Origin of the sequence: Pseudomonas chlororaphis subsp. piscium (assembly GCF_003850345.1) — a bacterium.
In the GTDB taxonomy this organism is placed as follows: Bacteria; Pseudomonadota; Gammaproteobacteria; order Pseudomonadales; family Pseudomonadaceae; genus Aquipseudomonas; species Aquipseudomonas piscium.
Map to the genome: position 1 here is coordinate 5,333,157 of NZ_CP027707.1, position 22,613 is coordinate 5,355,769.

General features: G+C 59.0%; 24 protein-coding genes and 1 tRNA gene. 11 read left to right on the forward strand and 14 right to left on the reverse strand.

Features of this window, described 5'->3' with window-relative positions:
* Positions 1-35 precede the first annotated feature (35 nt).
* The 6 genes from flgE to C4K38_RS23960 form a co-directional block, all read right to left on the reverse strand.
* Complete coding sequence (gene flgE, locus C4K38_RS23935) at positions 36-1,361, reverse strand: flagellar hook protein FlgE (RefSeq protein WP_053280462.1); 1,326 nt, start codon at positions 1,359-1,361, stop codon at positions 36-38.
* A gap of 30 nt (positions 1,362-1,391) precedes the next feature.
* Positions 1,392-2,120: a flagellar hook assembly protein FlgD gene (gene flgD / locus C4K38_RS23940; RefSeq protein WP_053280463.1), complete on the reverse strand. Its 729-nt coding sequence runs from the start codon at positions 2,118-2,120 to the stop codon at positions 1,392-1,394.
* Positions 2,121-2,135: 15 nt separating this feature from the next.
* The gene (gene flgC / locus C4K38_RS23945) at positions 2,136-2,579 is read right to left on the reverse strand and encodes a flagellar basal body rod protein FlgC (protein WP_007921629.1); all 444 of its coding nucleotides are present in this window, start codon (positions 2,577-2,579) and stop codon (positions 2,136-2,138) included.
* 3 nt (positions 2,580-2,582) lie between these two features.
* Complete coding sequence (gene flgB / locus C4K38_RS23950) at positions 2,583-2,990, reverse strand: flagellar basal body rod protein FlgB (RefSeq protein ID WP_025805694.1); 408 nt, start codon at positions 2,988-2,990, stop codon at positions 2,583-2,585.
* A gap of 242 nt (positions 2,991-3,232) precedes the next feature.
* Positions 3,233-4,060: a protein-glutamate O-methyltransferase CheR gene (gene cheR / locus C4K38_RS23955; protein ID WP_025805695.1), complete on the reverse strand. Its 828-nt coding sequence runs from the start codon at positions 4,058-4,060 to the stop codon at positions 3,233-3,235.
* Positions 4,061-4,104: 44 nt separating this feature from the next.
* On the reverse strand, positions 4,105-5,037 hold the full coding sequence (locus C4K38_RS23960; protein WP_007921626.1) for a chemotaxis protein CheV: 933 nt from the start codon (positions 5,035-5,037) through the stop codon (positions 4,105-4,107).
* A gap of 74 nt (positions 5,038-5,111) precedes the next feature.
* On the opposite strand from C4K38_RS23960, the gene flgA reads away from it, so the two are divergent.
* The 4 genes from flgA (at position 5,112) to C4K38_RS23980 (ending at position 7,704) form a co-directional block, all read left to right on the forward strand.
* Positions 5,112-5,873, forward strand: coding sequence for a flagellar basal body P-ring formation chaperone FlgA (gene flgA, locus C4K38_RS23965; RefSeq protein WP_053280464.1), 762 nt, complete (start codon positions 5,112-5,114; stop codon positions 5,871-5,873).
* A gap of 150 nt (positions 5,874-6,023) precedes the next feature.
* Entirely contained in the window at positions 6,024-6,344 is a 321-nt protein-coding gene (flgM, locus tag C4K38_RS23970; protein WP_009045139.1) for a flagellar biosynthesis anti-sigma factor FlgM, read from the forward strand.
* A 50-nt stretch (positions 6,345-6,394) separates the two neighbouring features.
* The gene (locus C4K38_RS23975) at positions 6,395-6,862 is read left to right on the forward strand and encodes a flagella synthesis protein FlgN (RefSeq protein ID WP_053280465.1); all 468 of its coding nucleotides are present in this window, start codon (positions 6,395-6,397) and stop codon (positions 6,860-6,862) included.
* Positions 6,863-6,957: 95 nt separating this feature from the next.
* Positions 6,958-7,704, forward strand: coding sequence for a flagellar brake protein (locus C4K38_RS23980; RefSeq protein ID WP_053280466.1), 747 nt, complete (start codon positions 6,958-6,960; stop codon positions 7,702-7,704).
* A gap of 59 nt (positions 7,705-7,763) precedes the next feature.
* On the opposite strand, the gene C4K38_RS23985 is transcribed toward C4K38_RS23980, so the two are convergent.
* From C4K38_RS23985 to C4K38_RS24000, 4 genes are all read right to left on the reverse strand, one after another.
* Positions 7,764-9,143, reverse strand: a complete 1,380-nt coding sequence (locus tag C4K38_RS23985) for an MFS transporter (RefSeq protein WP_053280467.1) — start codon at positions 9,141-9,143, stop codon at positions 7,764-7,766.
* 70 nt (positions 9,144-9,213) lie between these two features.
* Positions 9,214-10,455: a glutamine synthetase family protein gene (locus tag C4K38_RS23990; RefSeq protein ID WP_172833194.1), complete on the reverse strand. Its 1,242-nt coding sequence runs from the start codon at positions 10,453-10,455 to the stop codon at positions 9,214-9,216.
* A 267-nt stretch (positions 10,456-10,722) separates the two neighbouring features.
* Positions 10,723-11,415, reverse strand: coding sequence for a sensor histidine kinase (locus tag C4K38_RS23995; protein WP_053280469.1), 693 nt, complete (start codon positions 11,413-11,415; stop codon positions 10,723-10,725).
* Positions 11,412-13,016, reverse strand: coding sequence for a tetratricopeptide repeat-containing response regulator (locus tag C4K38_RS24000; RefSeq protein ID WP_053280470.1), 1,605 nt, complete (start codon positions 13,014-13,016; stop codon positions 11,412-11,414). Before C4K38_RS24000 ends, C4K38_RS23995 begins: the two co-directional genes overlap by 4 nt.
* Before the next feature lie 386 nt (positions 13,017-13,402).
* Between C4K38_RS24000 and C4K38_RS24005 the strand changes: the two genes are divergently transcribed.
* From C4K38_RS24005 to C4K38_RS24020, 4 genes are all read left to right on the forward strand, one after another.
* A complete protein-coding gene (locus C4K38_RS24005; RefSeq protein ID WP_053280471.1) occupies positions 13,403-14,335 on the forward strand; it encodes a phytanoyl-CoA dioxygenase family protein in 933 nt (310 codons plus the stop codon).
* Positions 14,336-14,412: 77 nt separating this feature from the next.
* Positions 14,413-15,981 (forward strand): glycosyltransferase family 61 protein, encoded by a 1,569-nt coding sequence (locus C4K38_RS24010; protein ID WP_053280557.1) that lies wholly within the window; start codon positions 14,413-14,415, stop codon positions 15,979-15,981.
* On the forward strand, positions 15,978-16,376 hold the full coding sequence (locus C4K38_RS24015; RefSeq protein ID WP_007921600.1) for a sugar 3,4-ketoisomerase: 399 nt from the start codon (positions 15,978-15,980) through the stop codon (positions 16,374-16,376). The genes C4K38_RS24010 and C4K38_RS24015 overlap by 4 nt, the downstream gene beginning before the upstream one ends.
* Positions 16,373-17,494 carry a DegT/DnrJ/EryC1/StrS family aminotransferase gene (locus tag C4K38_RS24020; RefSeq protein WP_053280472.1) on the forward strand — a complete coding sequence of 374 codons (1,122 nt, stop codon included), beginning with the start codon at positions 16,373-16,375 and terminating at the stop codon, positions 17,492-17,494. The genes C4K38_RS24015 and C4K38_RS24020 overlap by 4 nt, the downstream gene beginning before the upstream one ends.
* A 19-nt stretch (positions 17,495-17,513) precedes the next feature.
* Here the strand turns inward: C4K38_RS24020 and C4K38_RS24025 are convergent, their stop codons facing one another.
* Both C4K38_RS24025 and C4K38_RS24030 read right to left on the reverse strand, forming a co-directional pair.
* Complete coding sequence (locus tag C4K38_RS24025) at positions 17,514-18,692, reverse strand: formyltransferase family protein (RefSeq protein ID WP_053280473.1); 1,179 nt, start codon at positions 18,690-18,692, stop codon at positions 17,514-17,516.
* Positions 18,693-18,789: 97 nt separating this feature from the next.
* Positions 18,790-18,866 (reverse strand) — tRNA-Arg (locus C4K38_RS24030).
* 297 nt (positions 18,867-19,163) lie between these two features.
* Between C4K38_RS24030 and C4K38_RS24035 the strand changes: the two genes are divergently transcribed.
* Together C4K38_RS24035 and C4K38_RS24040 are read left to right on the forward strand one after the other, a co-directional pair.
* A complete protein-coding gene (locus tag C4K38_RS24035; protein WP_053280558.1) occupies positions 19,164-19,406 on the forward strand; it encodes a hypothetical protein in 243 nt (80 codons plus the stop codon).
* Between the two features lie 25 nt (positions 19,407-19,431).
* Positions 19,432-19,611 carry a PA3371 family protein gene (locus C4K38_RS24040; RefSeq protein WP_053280474.1) on the forward strand — a complete coding sequence of 60 codons (180 nt, stop codon included), beginning with the start codon at positions 19,432-19,434 and terminating at the stop codon, positions 19,609-19,611.
* On the opposite strand, the gene phnN is transcribed toward C4K38_RS24040, so the two are convergent.
* Complete coding sequence (gene phnN, locus C4K38_RS24045; protein ID WP_053280475.1) at positions 19,586-20,170, reverse strand: phosphonate metabolism protein/1,5-bisphosphokinase (PRPP-forming) PhnN; 585 nt, start codon at positions 20,168-20,170, stop codon at positions 19,586-19,588. The genes C4K38_RS24040 and phnN overlap by 26 nt on opposite strands.
* A 380-nt stretch (positions 20,171-20,550) precedes the next feature.
* Here phnN and C4K38_RS24050 point away from each other — a divergent pair, with 380 nt between their 5' ends.
* Entirely contained in the window at positions 20,551-20,877 is a 327-nt protein-coding gene (locus tag C4K38_RS24050) for an Arc family DNA-binding protein (protein ID WP_003178899.1), read from the forward strand.
* A gap of 143 nt (positions 20,878-21,020) precedes the next feature.
* Here the strand turns inward: C4K38_RS24050 and mgtE are convergent, their stop codons facing one another.
* Positions 21,021-22,463, reverse strand: a complete 1,443-nt coding sequence (gene mgtE, locus C4K38_RS24055; protein WP_007921578.1) for a magnesium transporter — start codon at positions 22,461-22,463, stop codon at positions 21,021-21,023.
* Between the last annotated feature and the right edge of the window lie 150 nt (positions 22,464-22,613).

The window sequence follows — 22,613 nt, forward strand, 5'->3', positions numbered from 1 at the left end:
GAGGGGCTTTTTTTAGCGCTGTCAGCCAGCCATTATCAGGTCATCTGAATAATGGTCTGCATGATGGTGCTCTGGGTGGAGATGGTCTTGGCGTTCGCCTGGTAGTTGCTCTGGGCCTTGATCAGGTCCACCAGCTCGTTGGTCAGGTTGACGTTCGACTCTTCCAGGGAGTTGGACACGATCGAACCCAGGGTGCCGGTTTCAGGAGCATCGTAGCCCGGTACGCCCGAAGCGTAGGTTTCTCTCCAACTGGTGCCGCCTACCGGCTGCAAGCCTTGTTCGTTGGTGAAGCTGGCCAGGGAAATCTGGCCGATGGCCTTGTTCTGGCTGTTGCTGAAGTTGGCGAACAGAGTACCGGTGCCGTCGATGGTCAGGTTGGTGATCTGGCCAGTGGCGTAACCGTCCTGCACCGGCAGCGAACGCGCGGTATCGGCGTTGAACTGAGTGGTACTGGTCATGGAGATGGTCACGCCGCTGGCATTGGCGCTGGCACCGTTGGCCTTCCACGTACCGTTGGTCACAGTGCCAGGTACCCAGCCCGCCAGGGTCAGGTTATTGCCCGGATTAGGCGTAGTGGCAGGCGGAGTGATGACCGAAACCAGTTTGCCGGCGGAGTCAAAACTCATGGTCGATGCGACTGGAGCCGTAGCGCCGGTGGTGGTCGGAGCGGAGCCATCGAGGTTACGACCATCGACCAGGGTGTAGGTCTTCCAGGTGTTGGCACCGGTTTTCACCATGTACTGGTCCAGCTTGTGCTCGTTGCCCTGGCTGTCATAGATCGGTGTGCTGAACTGCTTGGTGTAGGTTTCCACCTTGGTCGGATCGAAAGCAAAACCTGTCACGCTCTGGTCAATGACCTTTTCGGTGGAGTTCAGGTTGATGGTCGAGGACACCGAACTGGTGGACTTCGGCGACAGGTTCGAGGTGTCGATACGCAGGTCGGTCAGCACGCCGTTGACGATCTTGCCATTGGCATCGACCGCATAACCTTGCAGACGGGCAGTGCCATCGGTGTTGGTGATGTAGCCGTCCTTGTCGGTCTTGAAGGTACCGGCGCGGGTGTAGGTCAGCGAGCCGTTGTCGCTCAGCACGAAGAAACCCGAACCCTGGATACCCATGTCCAGTACGTTGCCGGTGTTGTTCACGTCGCCCTGGCCGAACTGCTGGGAAACGTTGGCCAGGCGCACGCCATTACCTATGGTCTTGCTGCCGGAGCCCAATTTGGTGGCCGAGTAGACGTCGGCGAATTCGGCACGGGACGATTTGAAGCCGGCGGTCGCCACGTTGGCAATGTTGTTGCCGGTCACGTCCAGTTGCTTGTTGGCAGCATAGAGACCGCTAAGGCCAATATTAAAAGACATATTCCACTCCTTGTGCCGCGTTAGTCGGCTCTAGATACCAATGGTTTGAACTTTGGAGAGCGCCACGGGGCTGCTCAGTCCTGCGAGGTTCAACATCAGCTCACCGCCGGTCTGGCTGATGGTGACGCTGTTGACCGTCGCAGGCAGGTAAGTGACCAGGTCGGTCGCCTTGCCATCGATCTTTGTGCTGGCCTTGAAGGTATAGTTGCCCGGATCGGCCTTGGTGCCGTCGGTCTTGGTACCGTCCCAGACGAAGCTGGTGCTGCCGGCCTTCTGACTCCCCAGGTCGATGGTCTTGACCGCCTTGCCATCCTTGTCGGTGATGGTCACGGTGACACCGCTGACGCCGGTAGGCACAGTCACCGAACCGGTCATGCTCTTGGTGGTGTCGACCTGGGTGGTACCGGTCTGGACGATCACCGAACGCCCCACCAGGGACGAAGCCTGCAGGGCCTGGGACGACTTGTAGTTGCCAGTGATGGAGTTCACCGAGGTATTGAGGGTGGTGATCCCTTCCAGGGTGGAGAACTGCGCCAACTGGGCAACGAACGCACTGTTGTCCTGAGGGTCCAGCGGGTTCTGGTTTTTCAGCTGGGTCACCAGCAGCTTCAGGAACGCGTCCTTGCCCAGCTCATTTTTGCCCTTGACGCTATTGGTGGCCGCCGCCAGGCCATCATTGCTGGTGGTCGGGGTCTTCTTCGCGGAGTTCGCAAGGATCTCCTTGAGCGTCAGGCCACTGGTGGTATCGGTAACACTCATCTGAGTCGCCCCTTATCACTGACCGAGGGTCAGGACCTTCTGCATCATGGTTTTGGCGGTGTTCATCATTTCTGCGTTGGTCTGGAACGAGCGGCTGGCGGAAATCATGTCGGCCATTTCTTCCACCACGTTGACGTTGGGGTAGTAGACATACCCCTTGGCGTCGGCGGCCGGGTGGTTAGGCTCGTAACGCGCCTCGAGGTTGCTCTGGTCCTCGACCACGCCCAGCACCTGAACGCCCTGACCGGCCGCGTCCTGGTTCTGGAACAGCGACTCGCTGCCACCGCTTTGCGCACCCTGGAACATGGTGGCGAACACCGGATGGCGCGCACGGTAGGTCTGATCGATGCTCGAAGAGACCGTCTCGGCGTTGGCGATGTTACTGGCGACGGTGTTCAAGCGAGTGGTCTGGGCACTCATGCCGCTACCGGCAATATTGAAAACACTGGCGAGGGACATGGATTACTCTCCGCGCAGGGCTGACACCAGCCCTTTGAATTTGCTGTTGAGCAGCGTGAAGCTGGCCTGGAAGTTCACCGAGTTCTCGGCATAGTTCGACTGTTCCAGTTGGGCATCCACGGTGTTCTGGTCGATCGACGGCTGCATCGGCGTGCGGTACAGCAACGACTCGTTGCCGCTGCTCAGGCCTTCGGCTTCGATGTGCCGGCTGTTGGTCATGTTCAGGGCAAAGGTGCCGTTCTTGGCTTTCTCGTTCTGCTCGGCGAGCACGGCGGAGAAGTCCAGATCCCGAGCCTTGTAGTTCGGGGTGTCGGCGTTGGAGATGTTGTTGGCCAGCACCTCGGCACGCTTGGCGCGAAAGCCAAGGGCCTGCTCATGAATGCCGAGCGCTTTATCGAAGCTGATGCTCATATCGGGAAACCTTCGACCAGATTTTTCGTAAGCTGGACATAGCAAGCTGCGTGCCAAGTGCTCCAGCCCCGTAAATCAAGGCTTTGCCGGCAGCGGCAAAGCGGCAATGCCAGAAAAGCGGCAAGGCATTTCCGCGAAACGTCAGCAAAGCGGCAATGTCGTCATTGCCGCCCTGCGCTGCCGGCGGAATCTCGGGCACAAAAAAAGAGGCCCGAAGGCCTCTCTTTTCAACAGCGACAATCTTACTTCGCCTGGTAAATGATCCCAGGGCTGCACTGGACCATCTGGTAGTGGTCGGGCAATCCATTGAGCGCTTCGGAAGCCCCAAGAAACAGGTAACCACCTGGTTTCAGAGTGCTGTGAATGCGCATCAGGATGTCCTTCTTCACCTCGGCGGAGAAGTAGATCAGCACATTGCGGCAGAACACGATGTCGAATTTGCCCAGGCTGGCATAGCTGTCCAGCAGGTTGAACGAGCGGAACTCGACCCGGCTCTTGATCGGCGCCTTGACCACCCAGCGTCCCGGCCCCTTGGGGTCGAAATAGCGCTGCAGGCGGTCGGCCGACAAACCGCGACCGATCGCCAGGCTGTCGTACTCGCCGGTCTTGCAGTTGTTCAGCATGGTCCCGGACAGGTCGGTGGCAACGATCTGCACCCCCATCTTCAGTTGCCCCATGTTGGCCTTCTCGAACTCGTCGATCGACATGGACAACGAATAGGGCTCCTGCCCCGAGGAACAGGCCGCCGACCAGATGCGCAAGCGCTGGTTCGGGCTGGCCTTGATCGCCTCCGGCAAGACCTTGTTCTTCAACACCTCGAATGGATAGGTGTCGCGAAACCACAGGGTCTCGTTGGTGGTCATGGCATCGACCACCATCTCCCGCAAACCGCTGCGCGGCTGGGTCTGAATGCGCTGAACCAGCTCACCGAGGGATTTGATGCCTTGCTGTTCCATCAGTTTGTTGAGACGGCTCGACACCAGATATTGCTTGTTCTCGCCCAGCAAGATCCCACAGGCTTTTTCCAGGAACACCCGGAACTGTTCGAAATCCAAATTACCCGTAGACAATGATGCCGCCTCTTAAATCGTGTGACCGCCAGGGACGGATATCCCTAGCTGTTATCTGCTGCTTTGATCCGGTCGACAACCCGGGATGCCAGGTCATCAGGACGAAACTTGGCAAGGAAGTCATCGGCACCGACCTTCTTCACCATCGCCTGATTGAATACACCTGACAACGAAGTATGCAGGATGATGTGCAGCTTTTGCATGCGTGGATCGTTGCGTATTTCGGCCGTGAGGGTGTAGCCATCCATCTCCGGCATCTCGATGTCGGAGATCATCATCAGAAACTCTTCTTCAGGTTTCTTGCCCTCGTCGACCAACTTGCGCAGGTAGTCCAGCGCCTGTCGGCCGTCGTTCAGGGCCACCACTTCGACCCCCACGGTCTGCAGGCAACGCGTGACCTGCTTGCGCGCCACCGACGAGTCATCGACCGTCAGCACCCGCAGCGAAACGGCCTTGTGCTGAGTCTCGACATCCACCACGCCCACCGAAATGGTCTCGGGCGTCGGCGCGACCTCGGCCAGCACCTTCTCGACGTCGATGATTTCCACCAACTGATTGTCGACCCGCGTCACCGCCGTCAGGTAGTGATCGCGCCCCGTCCCCTTGGGTGGCGGATGGATCTCCTCCCAGTTCATGTTGACGATGCGCTCGACCGAGCGCACCAGAAACCCCTGGGTCTTGGTGTTGTACTCAGTGATGATGACAAAGGGGTTGCTCAGATCCTGCAACCCGCCCGAACCGGTGGCCATCGCCAGGTCCAGGATCGGAATGGTCGCCCCTCGAATATTCGCGACACCGCACACCACAGGACTGGATTTGGGCATCAACGTCAGTTTGGGGCATTGCAGCACCTCCCGAACCTTGAACACGTTGATCCCATAGAGCTGCTGCCCGTCGAGACGGAACAACAACAGCTCAAGGCGATTCTGCCCTACCAGTTGCGTGCGCTGGTTCACCGAATCCATTACACCAGCCATGCCCAGACTCCCCAAAGCTTAAGATCCGACGCGCGCTCATCGCTAAACGGCACGGCGCTTGCTTTTTAACTGTTATGAACGCCAAAACGACATTTTCCCGACGCCTGACATCAAACTACCGCAGATTGCTGTACGGGCTGTCGGCTTTGTTTTTTGTAAACCCTGGCCATCCTGCCGTTGCTGACTCGGTAACCCTGCCTGATCTACTTATCGGCGTCACTCAGGGGTTTCTTGAATTCACCGTAGAAGACTATCTGGCAACCAGTCAAACGCCTGGACGCTACGAGATCCAGGTCAATCAGCTCGACCCGCGGCTGCGCATGCCGCACTGCGACAAGGAATTGACAGCGACCCTGGAAAGCCCGGCGCAACCGCTGGGACGTGTGACCGTTCGTGTCCGCTGCGACGGCGCCTCGCCCTGGACCGTGTTCGTGCCCGCCCAGGTCAAGCTGTTCCGCGAGGTGGTGACCACCACCCGGCCACTCAAACGCGCCGGCATCATCAGCCCCGAAGACGTGATGCTGCGCGAGCGCGATATCGGCCAGATCAACCAGGGCTATCTGACTTCGGTGGACCAGGCCATCGGGCAGAAGCTTGTCCGACCAATGGTCGCCGACCAACTCGTCACCCTGGTTCACCTGGAACAGGCGGAAGTGGTGCGCAAGGGCGATCAGGTGGTGATCTCTGCCCGCAGCGGCACGCTGAACGTGAAAATGCCCGGCGAAGCCTTGTCCAATGGCGGCATGAGCGAGCAGATACGGGTCAAGAACCTCAATTCACAACGGGTCATCAAAGCGCGGGTCACCGCGCCGGGACAGGTGGAAGTCGCGATGTAGACGACTGGCGCTGTGCACTGTTGCCCCCTAAACTGTGGCCCATGCAGGGCAACAGCGGCGCGTGCGGGCTTATCGATATTTGAGCCTAAAGTTTTCCGGGGTATTGCCGAAAACAAGTCAAGCGTCCAAATACCCAGAGGTTTTTTTACCATGGTCATCGATTTCAGCCGTTTAAACAGCTCTCCCTCACTCACCGGCAGCACGCGCACCAGCGCCAGCAAGGAAACCGGCGACGCCGACAAGTCCGCGCCGCTGAACGCTCCAGCCGAACAGGCCAGCACCAGCGGGGAGTCGGTACACCTCAGCAATGAGGCTCAACAGTTGCAGAAGATCACTGACAAGCTGCGCGACCAGCCTGCCGTCGACAACGCCCGCGTGGCCGAGTTGAAGCAAGCGATTGCCGATGGCAGCTATAAAGTCGACAGCAACCGTGTAGCCAGCAAACTGCTCAATTTCGAAGCCCAGCGCTAGCCAATAAGGCCTGCGCCAGTTTTTTGGACGCTTAACACCCAAGGCCATACATGCACGACACTAATTTGCTGCAACTGATCACTGACGACTTTGCTCCAGCTCAACAATTGCTGGAATTGCTGGGCACAGAATCCCTCGCCCTGCACGGCCGCGACATGCCGCTGCTGGAAGATATTCTCGCGCAGAAGCAAGCCCTGATCATTTTGCTCGAGCAGCATGGCCGCAAACGCAGCGAAATCCTCGCCAGCCTGAATCTTCCTGTCAGCCGCACCGGCCTGGAACAACTGGCCAGCCATTCTTCGATTGGCGACCAGTTACTGGCCCAGAGCGACGTGCTGACCCAGATGCTTGCCGATTGCCAGGCAGCGAACGAACTCAACGGTCGTTCGATCCAGGTTCAACAGGCCACCACCGCCAATCAATTGAAAATCCTCACCGGTGGCGAGCCTCCAGCCCTCTATGATGCCCGCGGCTCAACCGCCAAGCTGGCCAAGCCTCGCCCGCTTAGCCAGGCTTGACCCCAGAGATGAGCGCGCCCTATCAAGTCGCGGAACATGCTGGCAAAATGCCGGCTCTTGCGTGTAGTCGTATTTTGTCTGGAGATTGATGAACCGTGTTCAATGCCGTAAACGCAGAAGATGCGCCGCAGCCACCCAAGGTGCTCACCACCCCCTTGGAAATCAACTCCACGCTGCGCTTGCTGCAAGACAGCCATGACCCGCTGATCATCACTTTCCACGAACGCAGCCAGCGCTTCCAAAGCTATCTGGTCGAGGTCGACCGCGACAGCAACATGATCGCCCTGGATGAAATGATCCCCCGCGACGGCGAACGCTTCATGCTCGCCGGCGAACCGTTTCGCGTCGAAGGCTTTCACGAGGGCGTGCGCATCGCCTGGGAAAGCAACGGCATCCCGACCATCGACGAATCCAATGGCGGGCGCTGCTACCGCGGCACCCTGCCGGACGAAGTGGTCTATCACCAGCGCCGCAATGCCTTTCGCGCCGCCCTGAAGCTGGCCCAACTGGTCAACATCGAACTGGGTGGTGAAAAACTCAAGGCGCCGATCGCCGGCAAACTGCTGGATATCTCCGCCACCGGTTGCAAGCTGCGCTTCGAGGGCGACATCTCCAGCCGCCTGCAACTGGGCCAGGTCTACGAGCGTTTTATCGCCGCCCTGCCCTTCGGCAGCATGACTGCGCCAGTGGAGCTGCGTTACCTGCACCACGAAGAGAAGATCGACACGACTTTCGCCGGCGTGCGCTTCCATAACATGAGCGGCCTGGTTCAACGCCAGGTCGAGCGCTTTGTCTACCAGCTGCAACGTGAAGCCCGGCGCTTCGACAAAGACGACCTCTGAGATTCGCGGGTCGATAAAAAACGGGCAGCCCCTTGCGGAGACTGCCCGTTTTTTTATTTCTAGGGCCTGGCCCCACTGAACTGATCCTGCCCTGGCTCATCCGGCTTCACCAGCGGCTCCTCAACCTCATCCGCAGCATCTTCGGTCGCGACCGGGGCCTCGGCTTCCGGCGTGCTGCTCTGCTGCATCTGATCCTGCACCACCTGCTCGTCGACCCGCGGGTCGAGCGCGGCCACCAGCGGCGAACTGGACATGCTGTCCGGCATCGCCACGTGATGCAGCGGCGCATCATCGACCTGATGCAGGTTGGTCACGGCTTTCGGCCGGATGCGCCAGACCAGTACCAGGGCAAAAAAGCTGAAGAATGCATAGAGCATCTGGCTGCCGAACAGCTTCATCAGCACCCCCGCCACCAACGGCCCGACACTGGCCCCGACGCCATAGGTCACCAGCAGCATAGCGGTCAACGAGACCCGTCGATCGCCTTCGACATGGTCGTTGGAAAACGCCACCGCCAGCGGGTACAGGCAGAACTGCACCAGCGAACACAGGAACCCCAGGGCGAACAACACCTCCAGCGGCACCTGAGGCAGAATCGCCAACGGCAAGGCTGCCACTGCCAGGAAACAGGCAAAGCAGCGAATCAGCAGGGCCCGATCATAACGGTCGGACAGCCACCCCAGCGGCCACTGCACCACCAGCCCGGCAAAAATGCAGCAGCCCATGAACAGACCGACCTGCTCGGTACTCAAGCCCTGCTGGGATGCATACAGCGGCGCCAGACCATAGAACGAGCCGACAATCAGCCCCGACCCGAGCACCGTGCTCAGTGACTGCGGAACGCGCTTGATAAAGAAGCGCGGCTCCATGGGCGCAGGATGCAAAGGCGCCGGGTGAATACGCCGGGTCATGGCCACCGGTACCAGGCACAGGGCAAAACACAGGGCCACCAGCATCAGCAATTCAAGCCCGAGGGCCGGGTGCATGACCAGAATCAACTGCCCCAGGACCAACCCCAGATACGAAGCGATCATGTAGCCGCTGAACACCAGCCCGCGCTGCTTGACGTCGGCCTGCTCGTTGAGCCAGCTTTCGATGACCATGTACTGGCACATCATGCCCAGGCCGACAATCATCCGCAGCACCAGCCAGGCCGGCAACCAGTCCACCAGGCCATGCCCCAGCACCGCCGCGCCGACGATCCCGGCACAGGTGGCGTAGGCGCGGATATGGCCGACCCGGGCAATCAGGCGGTGGCCGATTTTGCCGCCCAGCACCAGGCCGAAATAGTTGGCCGCCATCAAGGCGCCCACCCATAACCCGTCGACATGATCGGCGGCCAGGCGCAACGCCAGGTAGGTACTGAGTAAGCCCGAGCCGATCAACATCATCAGCGAGGCGAAATAAAGCGCTCGAAAGGATTTCCAGATTTGGCGCATCGGCGTTCCGAGCGGCTCCTTGAATTGAGTGTCGGGCGATCTGGACGATAGCCCGACTGCGACGGTTCGGTTAAGCCTGGGCCGCTAAAACACGCCGCTCCCAGGGAGTTATTTCATCAAAGAAACTGGTCAACTCCATGGTCTTCGAAGCGAGGTAACCTTCGACGAACTCATTGCCAAACAATTCCTTGGCCAACTGGCTACGTTTCAGACGCTCGAGAGCGGCATGCAAGGTACAAGGCAAAGATAAACTGTCCGGCACGGCAAATTCACCCTGAATCGCCGGCGTCGGTTCCAACTCGTTTTCGATGCCGTGCAAACCGGCCGCCAGGCTCGCGGCGATCGCCAGATACGGGTTGGCGTCGGCGCCTGGCAAGCGGTTCTCGACCCGCCGCGCCACCGGCGAGCTGGCCGGAATGCGCAGACCCGCCGCCCGATTATCATGGGACCAGCAGGCGTTGTTCGGCGAGGCGTAAGGATGGCACAGGCGCTGGTAGGAGTTGACGTTCGGCGCGAACAGCGCAGTGAAATCCGCCATGCCCGCCTGCAGCCCGCCAATGAAGTGGCGGAACATCGCGGTCGGTTCTCCGGCCTCGTCGCTGAACACGTTACGTCCGCTGGCCGACTCGACCAGGCTCTGGTGAATATGCATCGAACTGCCTGGCGTGTGCGCCAGCGGCTTGGCCATGCATACCACGGTCAGGCCATGCTTGAGCGCCACTTCCTTGAGCAGGTGCTTGAACAGGAAAGTCTGGTCGGCCAACAACAGCGGATCGCCGTGCAGCAGATTGATCTCGAACTGGCTGACGCCCATTTCATGCATGAAGGTATCGCGCGGCAGGCCCAGTGCCGCCATGCAGGCATAGACCTCACTGAAGAACGGCCGCAAACCGTTGTTGGAGCTGATGCTGAACGCCGAATGCCCGTCTTCGCGACGACCGTCCAGGCCAATAGGTGGCTGGAAAGGCTGGGTCGGATCGGTATTGGGAGCAAATATGAAGAATTCCAGCTCGGTCGCCACCACCGGCGCCAGGCCGCGGGCGGCGTACCGCGCGATGACCTCTTTGAGCTGGCCGCGGGTGGAAAGGCGCGAGCTTTCACCACTCAGCTCGTCCGCGTCGCAAATCGCCAGCGCCCGTGGCTGCGAACTCCAGGGCAGGCGATGAATCTGTTGCGGGTCGGCATTGAGCGCCAGGTCGCCGTCGTCACTACCGTAGAAACGCGCGGGGGGATAACCGCCCATGATGCATTGCAGCAGCACCCCGCGGGCCATCTGCAGACGCCGACCTTCGAGGAACCCCTCGGCGGTCATCACCTTGCCCCGTGGCACGCCGTTCAGATCCGGAGTGACACATTCAATCTCGTCAATGCCCGTCAATCGCTGCGCGAGTGAACTGCGGCCATCGGTTGTCATGACTCAATCCTTGTTGTTGTACGAGCCGAGAACGGCGACCCGTACAAAATAGGCTCCGGCTGTTCGGAATTTCAAGCAGCCTCGAACAAAAAGCCCTCGGGATCGAACACACCGCCGAAATACGGCGCAGCCCCTACAAGGTCGACAACCGCTTCAAGGCGGATCTCAAGGCAGATAGAGACTGAACATGCCACCACCCAGAGGCCCGCCATTACGGATCTCGGTGCGCCCGCAGACACCGTTGCGCTGATGCAGCGCGGCAATGCGCCCGGCGAAGTACAACCCCAGGCCGGTGCTGCCGCTGCTGTGATTGATGCCTTGCACGTAGTCGGCCTGGTTATCGATCATTTGCTGCGGATACCCCTCGCCATCGTCGTTGATGGTCAGCACCGTCTGCCCGCCTTCATCGTGCACGCTGACCAGCAACGCATGGCGCGCATAACGAATGGCGTTGTTGATGCAGTTGGCCAGCACCGAGGCGATCAGCTCCCGATCGAAAAAACCCAGGGGGGTCAAAGGATCGACTTCATAGGTCGCGGCAATGCCACGACTGACGAACACGTCCTGATGGCTGACCAATTGCGCTTCGATGAAGTCATCCAGTTCGTGGTAGCCCGGCTGCACCGGCAACTGGTTGACCCCCAGCTTGTAGAGCCCCAGCAGTTGCACCAGCATGCCGTTGAGATGGGCGAACTCGAACTCCATCACGCCCTGCTCCGGCGTGCCCTGCTGCGCCTGCGGCAGTCTTGCCAGCCACTGGGCATGGGCCTGCATGAGCAGGGTCAGGGAGTTCTTCATGTCGTGCACGGTAGAGGCGATCACCGTGGAAAAGTCGAGAGCCTGTTCGTGGGTATTCATTCGCCAAACGCCTTGCTTCGCAGCTTTTGATAACGCGGATAACGCGCGTCGGTATCGGGCATCAGGCCGACCATTTTCAGGCAGGTCCGGCACTCTTCCAGCAGCGCCGCATCCTGGGTGATGTCGGTGCCGTGCAATAGCGACTGCGCCATGTTCAGGGCAATACTGATGTTCTTCGGTTGCATGGCCAGGGCCCGACGGAACAGATCCCGTGCCTCGCCCAGCGCGCCAGCCTTGTAACTGCGCACGCCCTGACGGTTCATGTCTGCCGCGGCATTGGCGGAGTTGAGGATCGCCGGGTCATCGGTGAGCTTGGAGATACCCTCCATCACCTTCGGGTCGTCGCCGTAGATTTCCGCGCAGTTTTTCAGCATCGATGCGCCGGCATCGGCCTGCCCCAGCATCTGCAGTTGCTTGGCCACCAGCAGCGCCGCTTCCGGGCTCATGAACTGCTCCATCCCGTCCAGGCGCAACATCGCCTGCTCGGTGAGCTTTTCCGCCGTTTCAGCATCGTTGAGCAACAGGCTGGTGGCCTTCATCAGGCGCGCGCGAATCTGCAACCCTGGATCGCTGGGGTTTTCCTTGGCCACCGCACTCAGGGTGCTGTTGATTTCCAGGCGCGTGCGGGTATCCAGGCCCCTCTCGCTGCCCTTGCTGATCAACGCATGCGCCAGGCCAAGGTTGCTTTCCGGGTCCTTGAAACGCGATTGCGCGCCCTGGGATACCGCCTGGCGATAGGCCCTGGAGGCAGTCTCGAAGTCTTCGTTGGTCATCGCCAGCTTGCCCAGCAGCGCTTGCCGGCGCACAGCCAGCGGCGACAGGCGCACGGCCTCCTCCAGCACACTCTGGGCGCGCCTGGAGTCACCCTCGGCGAGCAGCACCTCGGCCATGCCATCGTAGAGCGCCGGCATCATCGGAAAAGCCTTCAAGGCCTTTTCATAGATGGCCTTGGCCTGGGTCACCTGGCCACGCTTGAACAGCAGGCGCCCCAGGCCGACATAGGCCCACGGCAACGGGCGATCCGCCAGAATGCTCTCGTACAACCGCTCCAACGCTTCGTTCTGGTTCAGGTCACGCAGGGCATCGGCCCGGTAGCGCAGGCACAACGGCGAATAGCGCGGGTCCTGCTTGCACAGGGCAATGCAGGCATTGAGCACCTCAAGCGGCTTGCCGCGATCGAGCGCCTGCAGGATTGGCTTGAGCAGCGACTTGCGCTGCTGCAGCCGCTCCAACCGCTGAGCCAGGCTGGAGCGGTTGAAAGGCTTGGTCAGATAGGCGTCCGGCTCGTGCTCGAGGGCGCTGAGCACCATCGACTGGCTGGTCTCGGCGGTGACCATCAGGAATACGCTTTCATGGCTGATCAGCTTGTCGGTCATCAGGTCTTCGAGCACCTGCTGCCCGTTCTTCTTGCCGTCGCCCAGGTGGTAATCCTGCAGGATGAAGTCATAGCGCTTTTGCGCGCACATGCGCAGCGCCTGCTCGCCTGTATCGGCAGTGTCTACGTCCTTGACGCCCAGCTCACGCAGCATGGACCGGACAGAACTGCGGAAATCCGAGAAATCATCGACGATCAAAAAGCTTTTTTGGTGGTACGCCAGCATCGAAGATTCCAGACCCGTAAAAAAGATGAAGCCCGCGGCAACAGCAGGACAGGCTCAAGGTCGTCAGCCTTGCTGCACCCGGACAACGATAATGGCCAAAGGCCATCAATGCATTCTACATCAACCCGCAATGGTGCCCGTCTGCTCGCCGGGCGCCCGGCCCATGGCCCAGCCATTTGACCTGCAACAACATCCATGGGGTTATCGGCCGATTCTGGCGTTCCCTTATAGATAGTTGGCAAAAGCCTTCGATATCCTTGCTCGCGCCGCCCACCAGCTCCGGTTGCGGCAAACTCCATCGGGAATATCAGCCGGGCGGCATCAACTTTAGGCCAGCCACGCCGATACCTTGCAGACAGACAGCAACAGTCAAAAACGAGCGCAACATGCAAACCTGTATCCAAAACCTCATCGACCAGGGCGCCCACATCTTTGGCGAGATCCTGGACGCTGACCGCACGCAGGCGCTGTACCGCGAAATGATCGCCGCACGGGCCTTCGGGGCCGGGCTGTTCATGGACGAGGCTGAGTACCTGGCCCAGGAAAACCACCTCAACGCCAACCCGAACAAGACCTTCAACTTTCTCAATGCTTTCGAGCCGCAGTTGCAGTTCATCGAACAGGACCCGCGCCTCACCGCGGTCCTCGATGAAGTGCTCGGCGCCGACTATGAGGTGGTGATCAAGAAAGCGGTGTGCGGGGTACCGGATTCGTGGCTACCGGACTGGGTACGGGAAAAGATCCGCGATGTGAATGTGGCGAACCTGGGGCCGTACATCAAAAAGCCCTTTCGCGACATCACCTACTTCCGCGGGATCGACTTTCACCAGGACATCATCGACTGGCCCCAAGGCCGGGTGGAACTCGACCCTTCGACCTTTCTGACCCTCTATGTGTACCTGCATGAGGTCACCGAAAACGACTCGCCGCTGCACCTGATGCCCGGCACTCACCGTTTTGGCGCCACGTTGTTCCCTCATCAGTTGGAACATCAGGAGCACGACCAATGGACCTACGCCGACGATCAGGGGCAGCAGATGGCCTGCCAGGATTACCGGCTGACGGGCGGGCCGGGTTACGTCGGGCTCTGGCATAACTGCACCTTGCACGGTACGCGGCCGGTGGCCAATGAGTCGGAACAGTTCCGCCTGTCGCTTCGCTATCTGCTGGGCAAGTCCCGGAGCAACACCGGCAAGACCGCGATTGATACCATCAACGCCGCGATCCAGGGCGAGCTGCAACCGATAAGGACCCGACGCGACCTGAACGCCAAGGGTATCGCCCAGATCAAGGGCAACATCATCAATAACAATGGCTAGCGTCACCGCCTTTACCGAGCGGGCGAACCGCTCGGGTGACGATCTACCACCGGCAGCACCAGCAAGACGAGGTCAATGTGTCGACAGGGTTTGGACAAAAAGCGCGGGTGCTGATATTCGGTACCGGCGCCGGTGGGGTCAACTTCTACAAGTACAACCGCCGCCGCTACCGGGTGATCGGCTTCGTCGATAACAACCAGCAGAAGCAGGGCCAGCGCCTGTTCGGCAAACTGATCCACGCGCCTCAACAATTGAGTTCGCTGGCTTTCGACAAAATCATCATCGCCAGTGATTACTACCGCGAGATCCATCCGCAGCTCACTGAGAAGCTGGCCATCAACGAGCAAAAAGTCGAAGTCTTCCATGGCGCGCAGATCAGCTCGCAACTCCCATGGTTCCAGCGTATTGGCAAACGCCTCGAGCAACTGGGCTATGAACGGCTGTGCAGAAAGCCGGGATTGATCAGCGACCTGCTGTATCGACTGTTTTTTCGACGCCAGGATACCCGGCGCCTGGCCTTGCGCTGGCTGGATGAAAGCGACGAGCACAAGGTCCATGTCTTTCGCCCGAGCCAACCGGGCACCAGCCAACCTCCACGGTTCATCCATCAATCGACACCAGCGATCACCCTGGAGTTACCCGAGATCGCCCTGTATCACTTCCGGCAGGGGCAAGTCTGTTCGGTGTCGCGTTCGGTGATTCTGCCCGGCGGGCAATTGGTGCTGGAGCGAGTGCCCACGGCGAAATCCCTGCAGGCCGACTATAGTGCTGCGCACCTGCTCTACCACGGCCAGCGCCTGGCCCTGGTCAGGACCGGCACACCTGTAGAGCTGGAAAAAGGCCTGCTGATCAGCGGCTGCAACGAGCAGAACTATTACCACTGGACGGTAGAAGTCTTGTCGCAACTGCAATTCGTGGCCGAACTGCCGCCGCAATATGCGGACTATCCACTGCTGATCTCCAAGAGCAGCCAGAACATTCCTTCGATCAAGGCCCTGATCGAGGCGATCGGCGTTGAACGCCCGCTGGTGCTCCTGGAAAACATCACCAGCTACCAGGTGGCCGACCTGCTGCTGATCAGTGCCCCCAACAATATGATCCCGAACTTCAAAGGCCCGGCACAGAACAGTGCCAGCAGCGGTTTCGTCCGCCCGGAGTCGATCAATTTCCTGCGGGAAAAGGCGCTGCATCTGGCCCGTGACATTCCCATCAGCGAACTCCCCAAACGAGTATTCCTGGCCCGCAAAGGCTTTCTCCGGCACTACAACCAGGCCGAGATCCTCAAGCTGCTGGAACCCTATGGGTTTACCTGCGTGTACATGGAGGAACAAGACATCAACCATCAGGTGGCGATCATGGCCAATGCCGAAGTCATAGTCGGCCCCACCGGCGCGGCCTGGACCAATCTGATTTTCGCCTCGAAAAACACCCGCGCACTGTGCTGGATGGCCGAGGAATACGCAGAGCTGTCGTGCTTTTCCAACCTAGCGGCGGTCGTCGGCGTGGAAATGGACTACATCGCTTACCGGGTAGGCTCGACCGACTCCCGAGAACTGTATTACCGGAATTATCGGGTCGACGCCAAGAGCGTTGAAAACTGGCTGCAACAGCATTTGTCGAAACGGCTCGAAGAGGAGACGCGATGAAGATTCACATTCTGCCGCTGCAGACCCACGGCGATGACCGCGGCTCGCTGATTGCCCTGGAAGAAGGGAAGAATATCCCCTTCCCGGTGAAGCGCGTGTACTACATGTTCAATACCGGTGAAGGGGTTCGCCGCGGCTACCATGCCCACAAGACCCTCAAGCAGGTCGCAATCGCCGTACGCGGTTCGTGCCGTTTTCTGCTGGATGACGGCCGGGAAAAGATCGACATCACCCTGGACAACCCTTGCCAGGGCCTGCTGATCGAATCCTTTATCTGGCGTGAGATGTATGACTTCTCTCCAGACTGTGTGCTGATGGTTCTGGCCGATCAACTCTACGAAGAAGGCGATTACGTTCGAGACTATGCCCAGTTCATGGATATGCTCGGACAATGACTCAGATGATGAATATTCCGTTTCTGGATTTGAAAGGCATCAATCACGAATATGCCGATCAGCTCAAAGCCGCTTGCAGCCGCGTGATCGACTCCGGCTGGTACCTGATGGGGCGCGAGCTTGAGCGATTCGAGGCCGCCTTCGCCGAGTACTGCGGCAGCCAGCATGCCATCGGCGTCGCCAATGGCCTGGATGCCCTGACCCTGATCCTGCGTGCCTGGAAAGAGCAAGGCAAGCTTCAGGCCGGCGATGAAGTGATAGTGCAGAGCAACACCTTTATCGCCACCATCTCGGCCATTCTGGAAAACGATCTGGCGCCGATCCTGGTGGATGTGGACCCTGCGACCCACAACCTGGAAATCGAGGCCGTCAAACGGGCCATCTCGGAAAAAACCCGAGTGATACTGCCGGTGCATCTTTATGGGCAACTGTCGCCGATGCCGCAGATCATGGCCTTGGCCCACAAGCATGGCCTGCTGGTACTCGAAGATGCCGCCCAGGCCCATGGCGCCGAGCTGGCCGGGCGCAAGGCCGGCAACTGGGGCGATGCCGCGGCGTTCAGCTTCTACCCCGGGAAGAACCTCGGTGCCCTGGGCGACGGCGGAGCCATCACCACCAACGACGCCGAGCTGGTAACCCTGGTCCGGGCGCTGGGCAACTACGGCTCGCGCATCAAGTACCAGCACGATTATCAGGGGGTGAACAGCCGCCTCGATGAAATCCAGGCCGCGATGCTGGGGGTGAAACTGGCGCACCTGGACAGTGATACTGCCCGTCGACGCAGCGTCGCCCGCTACTACAGCGAACACATCCGGCACCCGGGTATCACCCTGCCCTCGGTCACAACAGCGAGCGCCCATGTCTGGCACCTGTATGTCATTAGCTGCCCATGGCGCGATCAACTGAAGGCGCATCTGGCCGAGCGTGGCATCCAATGCCTGGTTCACTATCCACTGGCGATCACCGAGCAGCGGGCCTACAGCGACCTGGCCAAGACCTCCAAGGCATCTCGGGCACCGCTGCATGACTCGATCCTGTCATTGCCGATCTACCCGACATTGGGCGAGGAACAACAGCAATACATTGTCACTGCTATCAACCAGTTCACAGCCCACTGATGCGCCTGTTGCGGGGTGCCTAGAAAGCACCTCGCAACTGAGCGAACTGCTCATCGCTCACATAGTCGGCGAGCGCCCGACCGGAATAGTCGGCAGCCTCAAGCCTCGCGCCCTTGCGCAGCAACAACGGAAAGGTTCTACGGCAACGCCCGGCCAGGAAAGCATCCTTGGCATACATCAAGGGTGTCGTGCCCTTATTGTTGGTCCGCTCCGGGTCGGCACCTTGCTGCAACAGCCAGTCAACCACCTCATAGGCGCCCGCATAACTGGCGACGATCAGCGGCGTCCAGCCTTGCTGGTTGGCATCGTTGTAACCGGCAATATTGGCCTGCAGTGCCACCACCGCCTCCAAATCGCCCCGTTCACAAGCCTCGAGCATCTCCGGCAATCGATCAAAATTCAGCCGGATGTCGTAATCGATGGTGCAGAGCTCGACATAATCCTCGGTTGCGTTGATCAGGGTCCCGGCCTTGAATTGTGAACGCCCAGGCAGAATCGTCGCCGAGACCACCGGTTTTCCGTCCCAGTGCAAGAACTGATATTCACGAAAGGCGAACGCCCTGATCTTGTTGCGTAGCGCCCAGGCCGTCGACAGAGGATCGATTTTCAACGCCCCATAGTCGATGGCGTCCTTTGAGAAGTAGCTGGACCCCACCGCACTCTGCGGCTGCGCCCTGACGTCACCATCGACCAACCTGGCAAACCACTGCTCCAGCAACTGGCCGGCATGCTGGTTAAAGGCGAAATAGAGATCGCGACAGGTCCACCAGGACGGGATCGAGAACACCTGTTGCGCGACGATGTCCCCGGTGTCGATACCCCGGTCGATGAAATGCAAGGTCACACCCGCCTCGGCCCTGGACTCCAGCAACGGCCAGACCGAGGTAAACATGCCCTTGTATTCCGGCAGCTTCGAGAAATGAATGTTGAACACGCGGCTGATGGAGAAGCGCTCAGGCACGACGATCCGGTCGAACTCCAGGGAAATGAACGCGACAGACGCTACTTCGTAAGCCGTCTCCAGGCTGATCTCACGCACGCCATACTTTTGCGCGGCCGCCCGCAACGAACGCTGCCAACCATCGACACCCGTATCGTTACGGTTGCAGACCACGGCAATTTCGTTAGGCGAAAACTGTCGCAGAGCCCGTTCCAGGCCAAACACCGAAATATTGTTTTTTCCAGCAATGACAATCATGGGTGACTCCACAGCATCGAGAACTGCGTCAACCAAACGTAGCCGTACTGCGAAATAAGGACGAAAACCACGTTTGGACTGAAAGCCCGGAAGTAGATGGTGTCCCAGGGCAGGTTCGAACTGCCAACCTTCCCCTTAGGAGGGGGATGCTCTATCCAATTGAGCTACTGGGACAAATTGACTGCCGCGTGTGCTGCCGCGGCGCAAAGGACGGCGTGCATGTTAACGGCCAGCCCTGATTTTGTCATGTTGTGAGTAGGGCTTTTTAACCGGTGGCCACCTCTGGTCATCAGGCAACTTGCCAGAGTCGCCGTGCAAATTGCATCACTGCAAAAAGCCATCATTGCAGAATGCAATCCTCCGCCTTCTAAAGCCCCTATCAAATCATTGTTTTTAAAGGGTTTATTAGAGGTTAGACTCTTGGCATGAGCGCTGCTTCATCTCTATGAAAGAACAATGGAGATCAAGCCCATGAACAGCGCCCTTCTTCTATCGAATGCCATTGCCATCGCCGTACTGGTGGTCTTCCACTTTCAGCCTGATGGCAGCGCTGATCAGAGCACCCAGTACAGGACCCACTACGCGCAACACCAGGCCCCGCAATTGGCTGTGATGAGCAGCGCATTGGAGAATCCTGGCTTGGCGCGGGTCGCCGATGACCCGGAAGCCGTTGTTCTACCTGCCAATCCAAGACCCGAAAGCTGGGTATTTTGAATACGACCCTATCAGGAGCCTGTTAATGTCCCGACTTGCCAAAGGCCTTCTCATCCTGGCAGTACTCAGTGCCACACTGGGTTGCTTCACCACTGAAAATACCCTGGGTGATGCGCCCTTGATTGCTTGTGGTGTTTTTTCCGGCTTGTTCCTGCTGGCGCTGGCGTTGGGACGCAAAATCAAGTTCGACCCAGTGCTGCGCTGATCCCCTGATCTCTCAACAGCTTCAGAAAACGCTCAAGCGTCACGGACAGCTCGCTCGAGTTGTCCAGAAAAAACACGGACTCTCCCAGCACAGGTCCGTCCTCAGCGGAAAAAAGAGCGCTTCTCTTGAGTCTCGCCTCGATCTGCATCGCACTTTCGCGACCGCGGTTCATCAGTCTTTGCCGCAGCACGTCGATGTCCACCGTCAACAGAATCGCCAAAAGCTCCGGATAACGTTGGCGAGCCTGATCCAGGTACACCCTGGAGCCATTGACCAGGACATGACGCCCACTGGTCAGCCATTCGTCGATCTGCACGGGAATTCCGTAGGCTAGGCCATTAGCCCGCCAGCACAAAGCAAAGGCGCCCTGCCGCTCCAGGCGCTCGAACTCATCAGCACTTACCCCATGGGCCTCTTCCCCCACGGATTCCGCGGAACGGGTGATCACCCGCCGCACCACATCACAACCGAGTTGTGCCAGAGGCCGGCGCGCAGCCTCTATCAGGCTGTCCTTGCCCGACCCGGATGGCCCTATCAAATAAATCAGTCTGCCTGACATTCAGAGACTCCATGGTGCTCGCAGCCTAGTAAATCGGCAATTTGCCACTATTCTGTATAGAGTAGGGAACGATGATCGGATCCGCATAGATGCCCACCTGGCGACACTCAAACGCCGCCTATCAGGCAACAGGACGCTGGCAGATAGGCGGACCAGGCAATCTTTTCAAACCAGTCCGCATTTCTGATAATTGGTGCTGGCATAACGCCTTTACCCAGTTCAATATTTGTCACAGAATTGACGCCAAGGATATGGCTATTTTGAGGCATGATGCGGGCCTCTTAACAATTCAGGTTGAACATTTGGCAGCAACGCTTGTCCTAACTGACATCCCGCGGCCAATTCCGAGAACCGCTCCCCTGAACTAACCGGTTAAATATATGCGCCCATTGAAACAGGCAATTTATTCCAGCCGTACGGCTGACAAGTTCGTCGTACGTCTACCCGACGGGATGCGTGAACGCATTGCCGAGGTGGCTCGCAATCATCACCGCAGCATGAACTCCGAAATCATCGCGCGCCTGGAACAGAGTCTTATTCAGGAAGGCGCCTTGGGTGAAGAGTTGAGCATGCGCCTGGACAGCCCAGAGCTCTCCTTGCATGAACGCGAACTGCTTCAACGTTTCCGTCAACTTTCCCACCGCCAGCAGAACGCTCTCGTTTCGCTGATCGCCCATGACGCCGAAATGGCCGCAGACGCTTCCTGATTCGACCTCGAAAGCTAGAGCCAGCCTTGTGCTGGCTTTTTTTTACCCGAAATTTGCTGCTCGAGCGCTACAAAAGCGCTAAGCCTGGATCGCAAGGGAATGGAGAAAACGATACAGCCCCATTAGAGGGGCTGTATGCAGGATCAAAGCAGGAAGATGGTGGCTAACCCAAGGAAGATAAAGAAGCCGCCACTGTCGGTCATCGCCGTGATCATGACGCTGGCCCCCATTGCCGGGTCGCGCCCCAGGCGCGCCAGCGTCATCGGAATCAGAACCCCCATCAGCGCCGCCAGCAACAGGTTGAGCGTCATGGCCGCCGTCATCACCACACCCAACGACCAGCTGCCGTAGAGCAGGTAGGCCACCACACCAATCACTCCTCCCCAGACCAGGCCATTGATCAAGGCCACCGCCAACTCCTTGCGCATCAGGCGCGAAGTATTACCGGTGCTGACCTGGTCCAGCGCCATGGCGCGAACGATCATGGTGATGGTCTGGTTACCCGAGTTACCGCCGATACCCGCCACGATCGGCATCAGGGCCGCCAGGGCCACCAGCTTTTCGATAGAACCTTCAAACAGGCCGATCACTCGCGAAGCGACAAATGCGGTGATCAGGTTGATTGCCAGCCAGGCCCAGCGGTTACGCAGGGAACGCCAGACCGAGGCAAAAATGTCTTCCTCTTCACGCAGACCGGCCATGTTGAGGACTTCGGTCTCGCTCTCCTCACGAATCAGGTCGACCATTTCGTCGATGGTCAGACGGCCGATCAATTTGCCGTTCTTGTCGACCACCGGCGCCGAAATCAAGTCGTAACGCTCGAACGCCTGCGCAGCGTCGTAGGCATCTTCGTCCGGATGGAAACTTACCGGATCGCTGGCCATGACTTCCGAAACCTGTTTCTCCGGATCATTCACCAGCAACCGCTTGATGGGCAGCACACCCTTGAGCACGCCGTCATAGTCGACGACGAACAGCTTGTCGGTATGGCCTGGCAGCTCTTTGAGGCGACGCAGATAACGCAGAACCACTTCAAGGCTGACATCCTCACGGATGGTCACCATCTCGAAGTCCATCAACGCACCGACCTGCTCCTCGTCATACGACAAGGCGGAGCGAACGCGCTCACGCTGCTGGCCGTCCAACGCTTCCATCAGCTCATGGACAACGTCTCGCGGCAGCTCGGGAGCCAGGTCAGCAAGTTCGTCGGCGTCCATCTCCTTGGCGGCCGCCAGGAGCTCATGATCGTCCATGTCGGCGATCAGGGTTTCACGTACGGAATCGGATACTTCGAGCAGGATGTCGCCGTCGCGCTCGGCCTTGACCAACTGCCAGACAGTCAGACGCTCGTCGAGCGGCAAGGCTTCAAGGATGTAGGCAACGTCGGCAGAGTGCAGATCGTCGAGTTTGCGTTGCAGCTCGACGAGGTTTTGCCGGTGGACCAGGTTCTCGACCCGATCCTGATGATGACCTTCCTGACGATGGGTCAGGTCTTCGACCACCCGCTGGCGCTGCAGCAGCTCAACGACTTGAGCGAGGCGATCCTGCAGGCTGTCTTGTGTTTTCTTTACTTCTACTTCGGTCATAGGCGAACTCCACTCCCAGCAGAGGAGCACGCCGGAAGGATCAATCAGTCAATTCATGATTGTAAAAACGGGATACTGAGTAACTACTGGGTAAGTCCATGGAGGTATTCCACAAGCCCCGGCGGGGCTGACGGGCGCAATCATACACCG

Coding starts and splice junctions, on each gene's coding strand:
- C4K38_RS24050 (WP_003178899.1), top strand. CDS start 20,551: ATGCGCCCATTGAAACAGGCAATTTATTCCAGCCGTACGGCTGACAAG.
- C4K38_RS23975 (WP_053280465.1), top strand. CDS start 6,395: ATGCACGACACTAATTTGCTGCAACTGATCACTGACGACTTTGCTCCA.
- flgA (WP_053280464.1), top strand. CDS start 5,112: ATGAACGCCAAAACGACATTTTCCCGACGCCTGACATCAAACTACCGC.
- C4K38_RS24015 (WP_007921600.1), top strand. CDS start 15,978: ATGAAGATTCACATTCTGCCGCTGCAGACCCACGGCGATGACCGCGGC.
- C4K38_RS23990 (WP_172833194.1), bottom strand. CDS start 10,455: ATGACCGCCGAGGGGTTCCTCGAAGGTCGGCGTCTGCAGATGGCCCGC.
- phnN (WP_053280475.1), bottom strand. CDS start 20,170: ATGTCAGGCAGACTGATTTATTTGATAGGGCCATCCGGGTCGGGCAAG.
- C4K38_RS24035 (WP_053280558.1), top strand. CDS start 19,164: ATGAACAGCGCCCTTCTTCTATCGAATGCCATTGCCATCGCCGTACTG.
- flgE (WP_053280462.1), bottom strand. CDS start 1,361: ATGTCTTTTAATATTGGCCTTAGCGGTCTCTATGCTGCCAACAAGCAA.
- mgtE (WP_007921578.1), bottom strand. CDS start 22,463: ATGACCGAAGTAGAAGTAAAGAAAACACAAGACAGCCTGCAGGATCGC.
- flgB (WP_025805694.1), bottom strand. CDS start 2,990: ATGAGCATCAGCTTCGATAAAGCGCTCGGCATTCATGAGCAGGCCCTT.
- C4K38_RS24020 (WP_053280472.1), top strand. CDS start 16,373: ATGACTCAGATGATGAATATTCCGTTTCTGGATTTGAAAGGCATCAAT.
- C4K38_RS23960 (WP_007921626.1), bottom strand. CDS start 5,037: ATGGCTGGTGTAATGGATTCGGTGAACCAGCGCACGCAACTGGTAGGG.
- flgM (WP_009045139.1), top strand. CDS start 6,024: ATGGTCATCGATTTCAGCCGTTTAAACAGCTCTCCCTCACTCACCGGC.
- C4K38_RS24040 (WP_053280474.1), top strand. CDS start 19,432: ATGTCCCGACTTGCCAAAGGCCTTCTCATCCTGGCAGTACTCAGTGCC.
- C4K38_RS23985 (WP_053280467.1), bottom strand. CDS start 9,143: ATGCGCCAAATCTGGAAATCCTTTCGAGCGCTTTATTTCGCCTCGCTG.
- C4K38_RS23995 (WP_053280469.1), bottom strand. CDS start 11,415: ATGAATACCCACGAACAGGCTCTCGACTTTTCCACGGTGATCGCCTCT.
- flgC (WP_007921629.1), bottom strand. CDS start 2,579: ATGTCCCTCGCCAGTGTTTTCAATATTGCCGGTAGCGGCATGAGTGCC.
- C4K38_RS24025 (WP_053280473.1), bottom strand. CDS start 18,692: ATGATTGTCATTGCTGGAAAAAACAATATTTCGGTGTTTGGCCTGGAA.
- C4K38_RS24000 (WP_053280470.1), bottom strand. CDS start 13,016: ATGCTGGCGTACCACCAAAAAAGCTTTTTGATCGTCGATGATTTCTCG.
- C4K38_RS24005 (WP_053280471.1), top strand. CDS start 13,403: ATGCAAACCTGTATCCAAAACCTCATCGACCAGGGCGCCCACATCTTT.
- flgD (WP_053280463.1), bottom strand. CDS start 2,120: ATGAGTGTTACCGATACCACCAGTGGCCTGACGCTCAAGGAGATCCTT.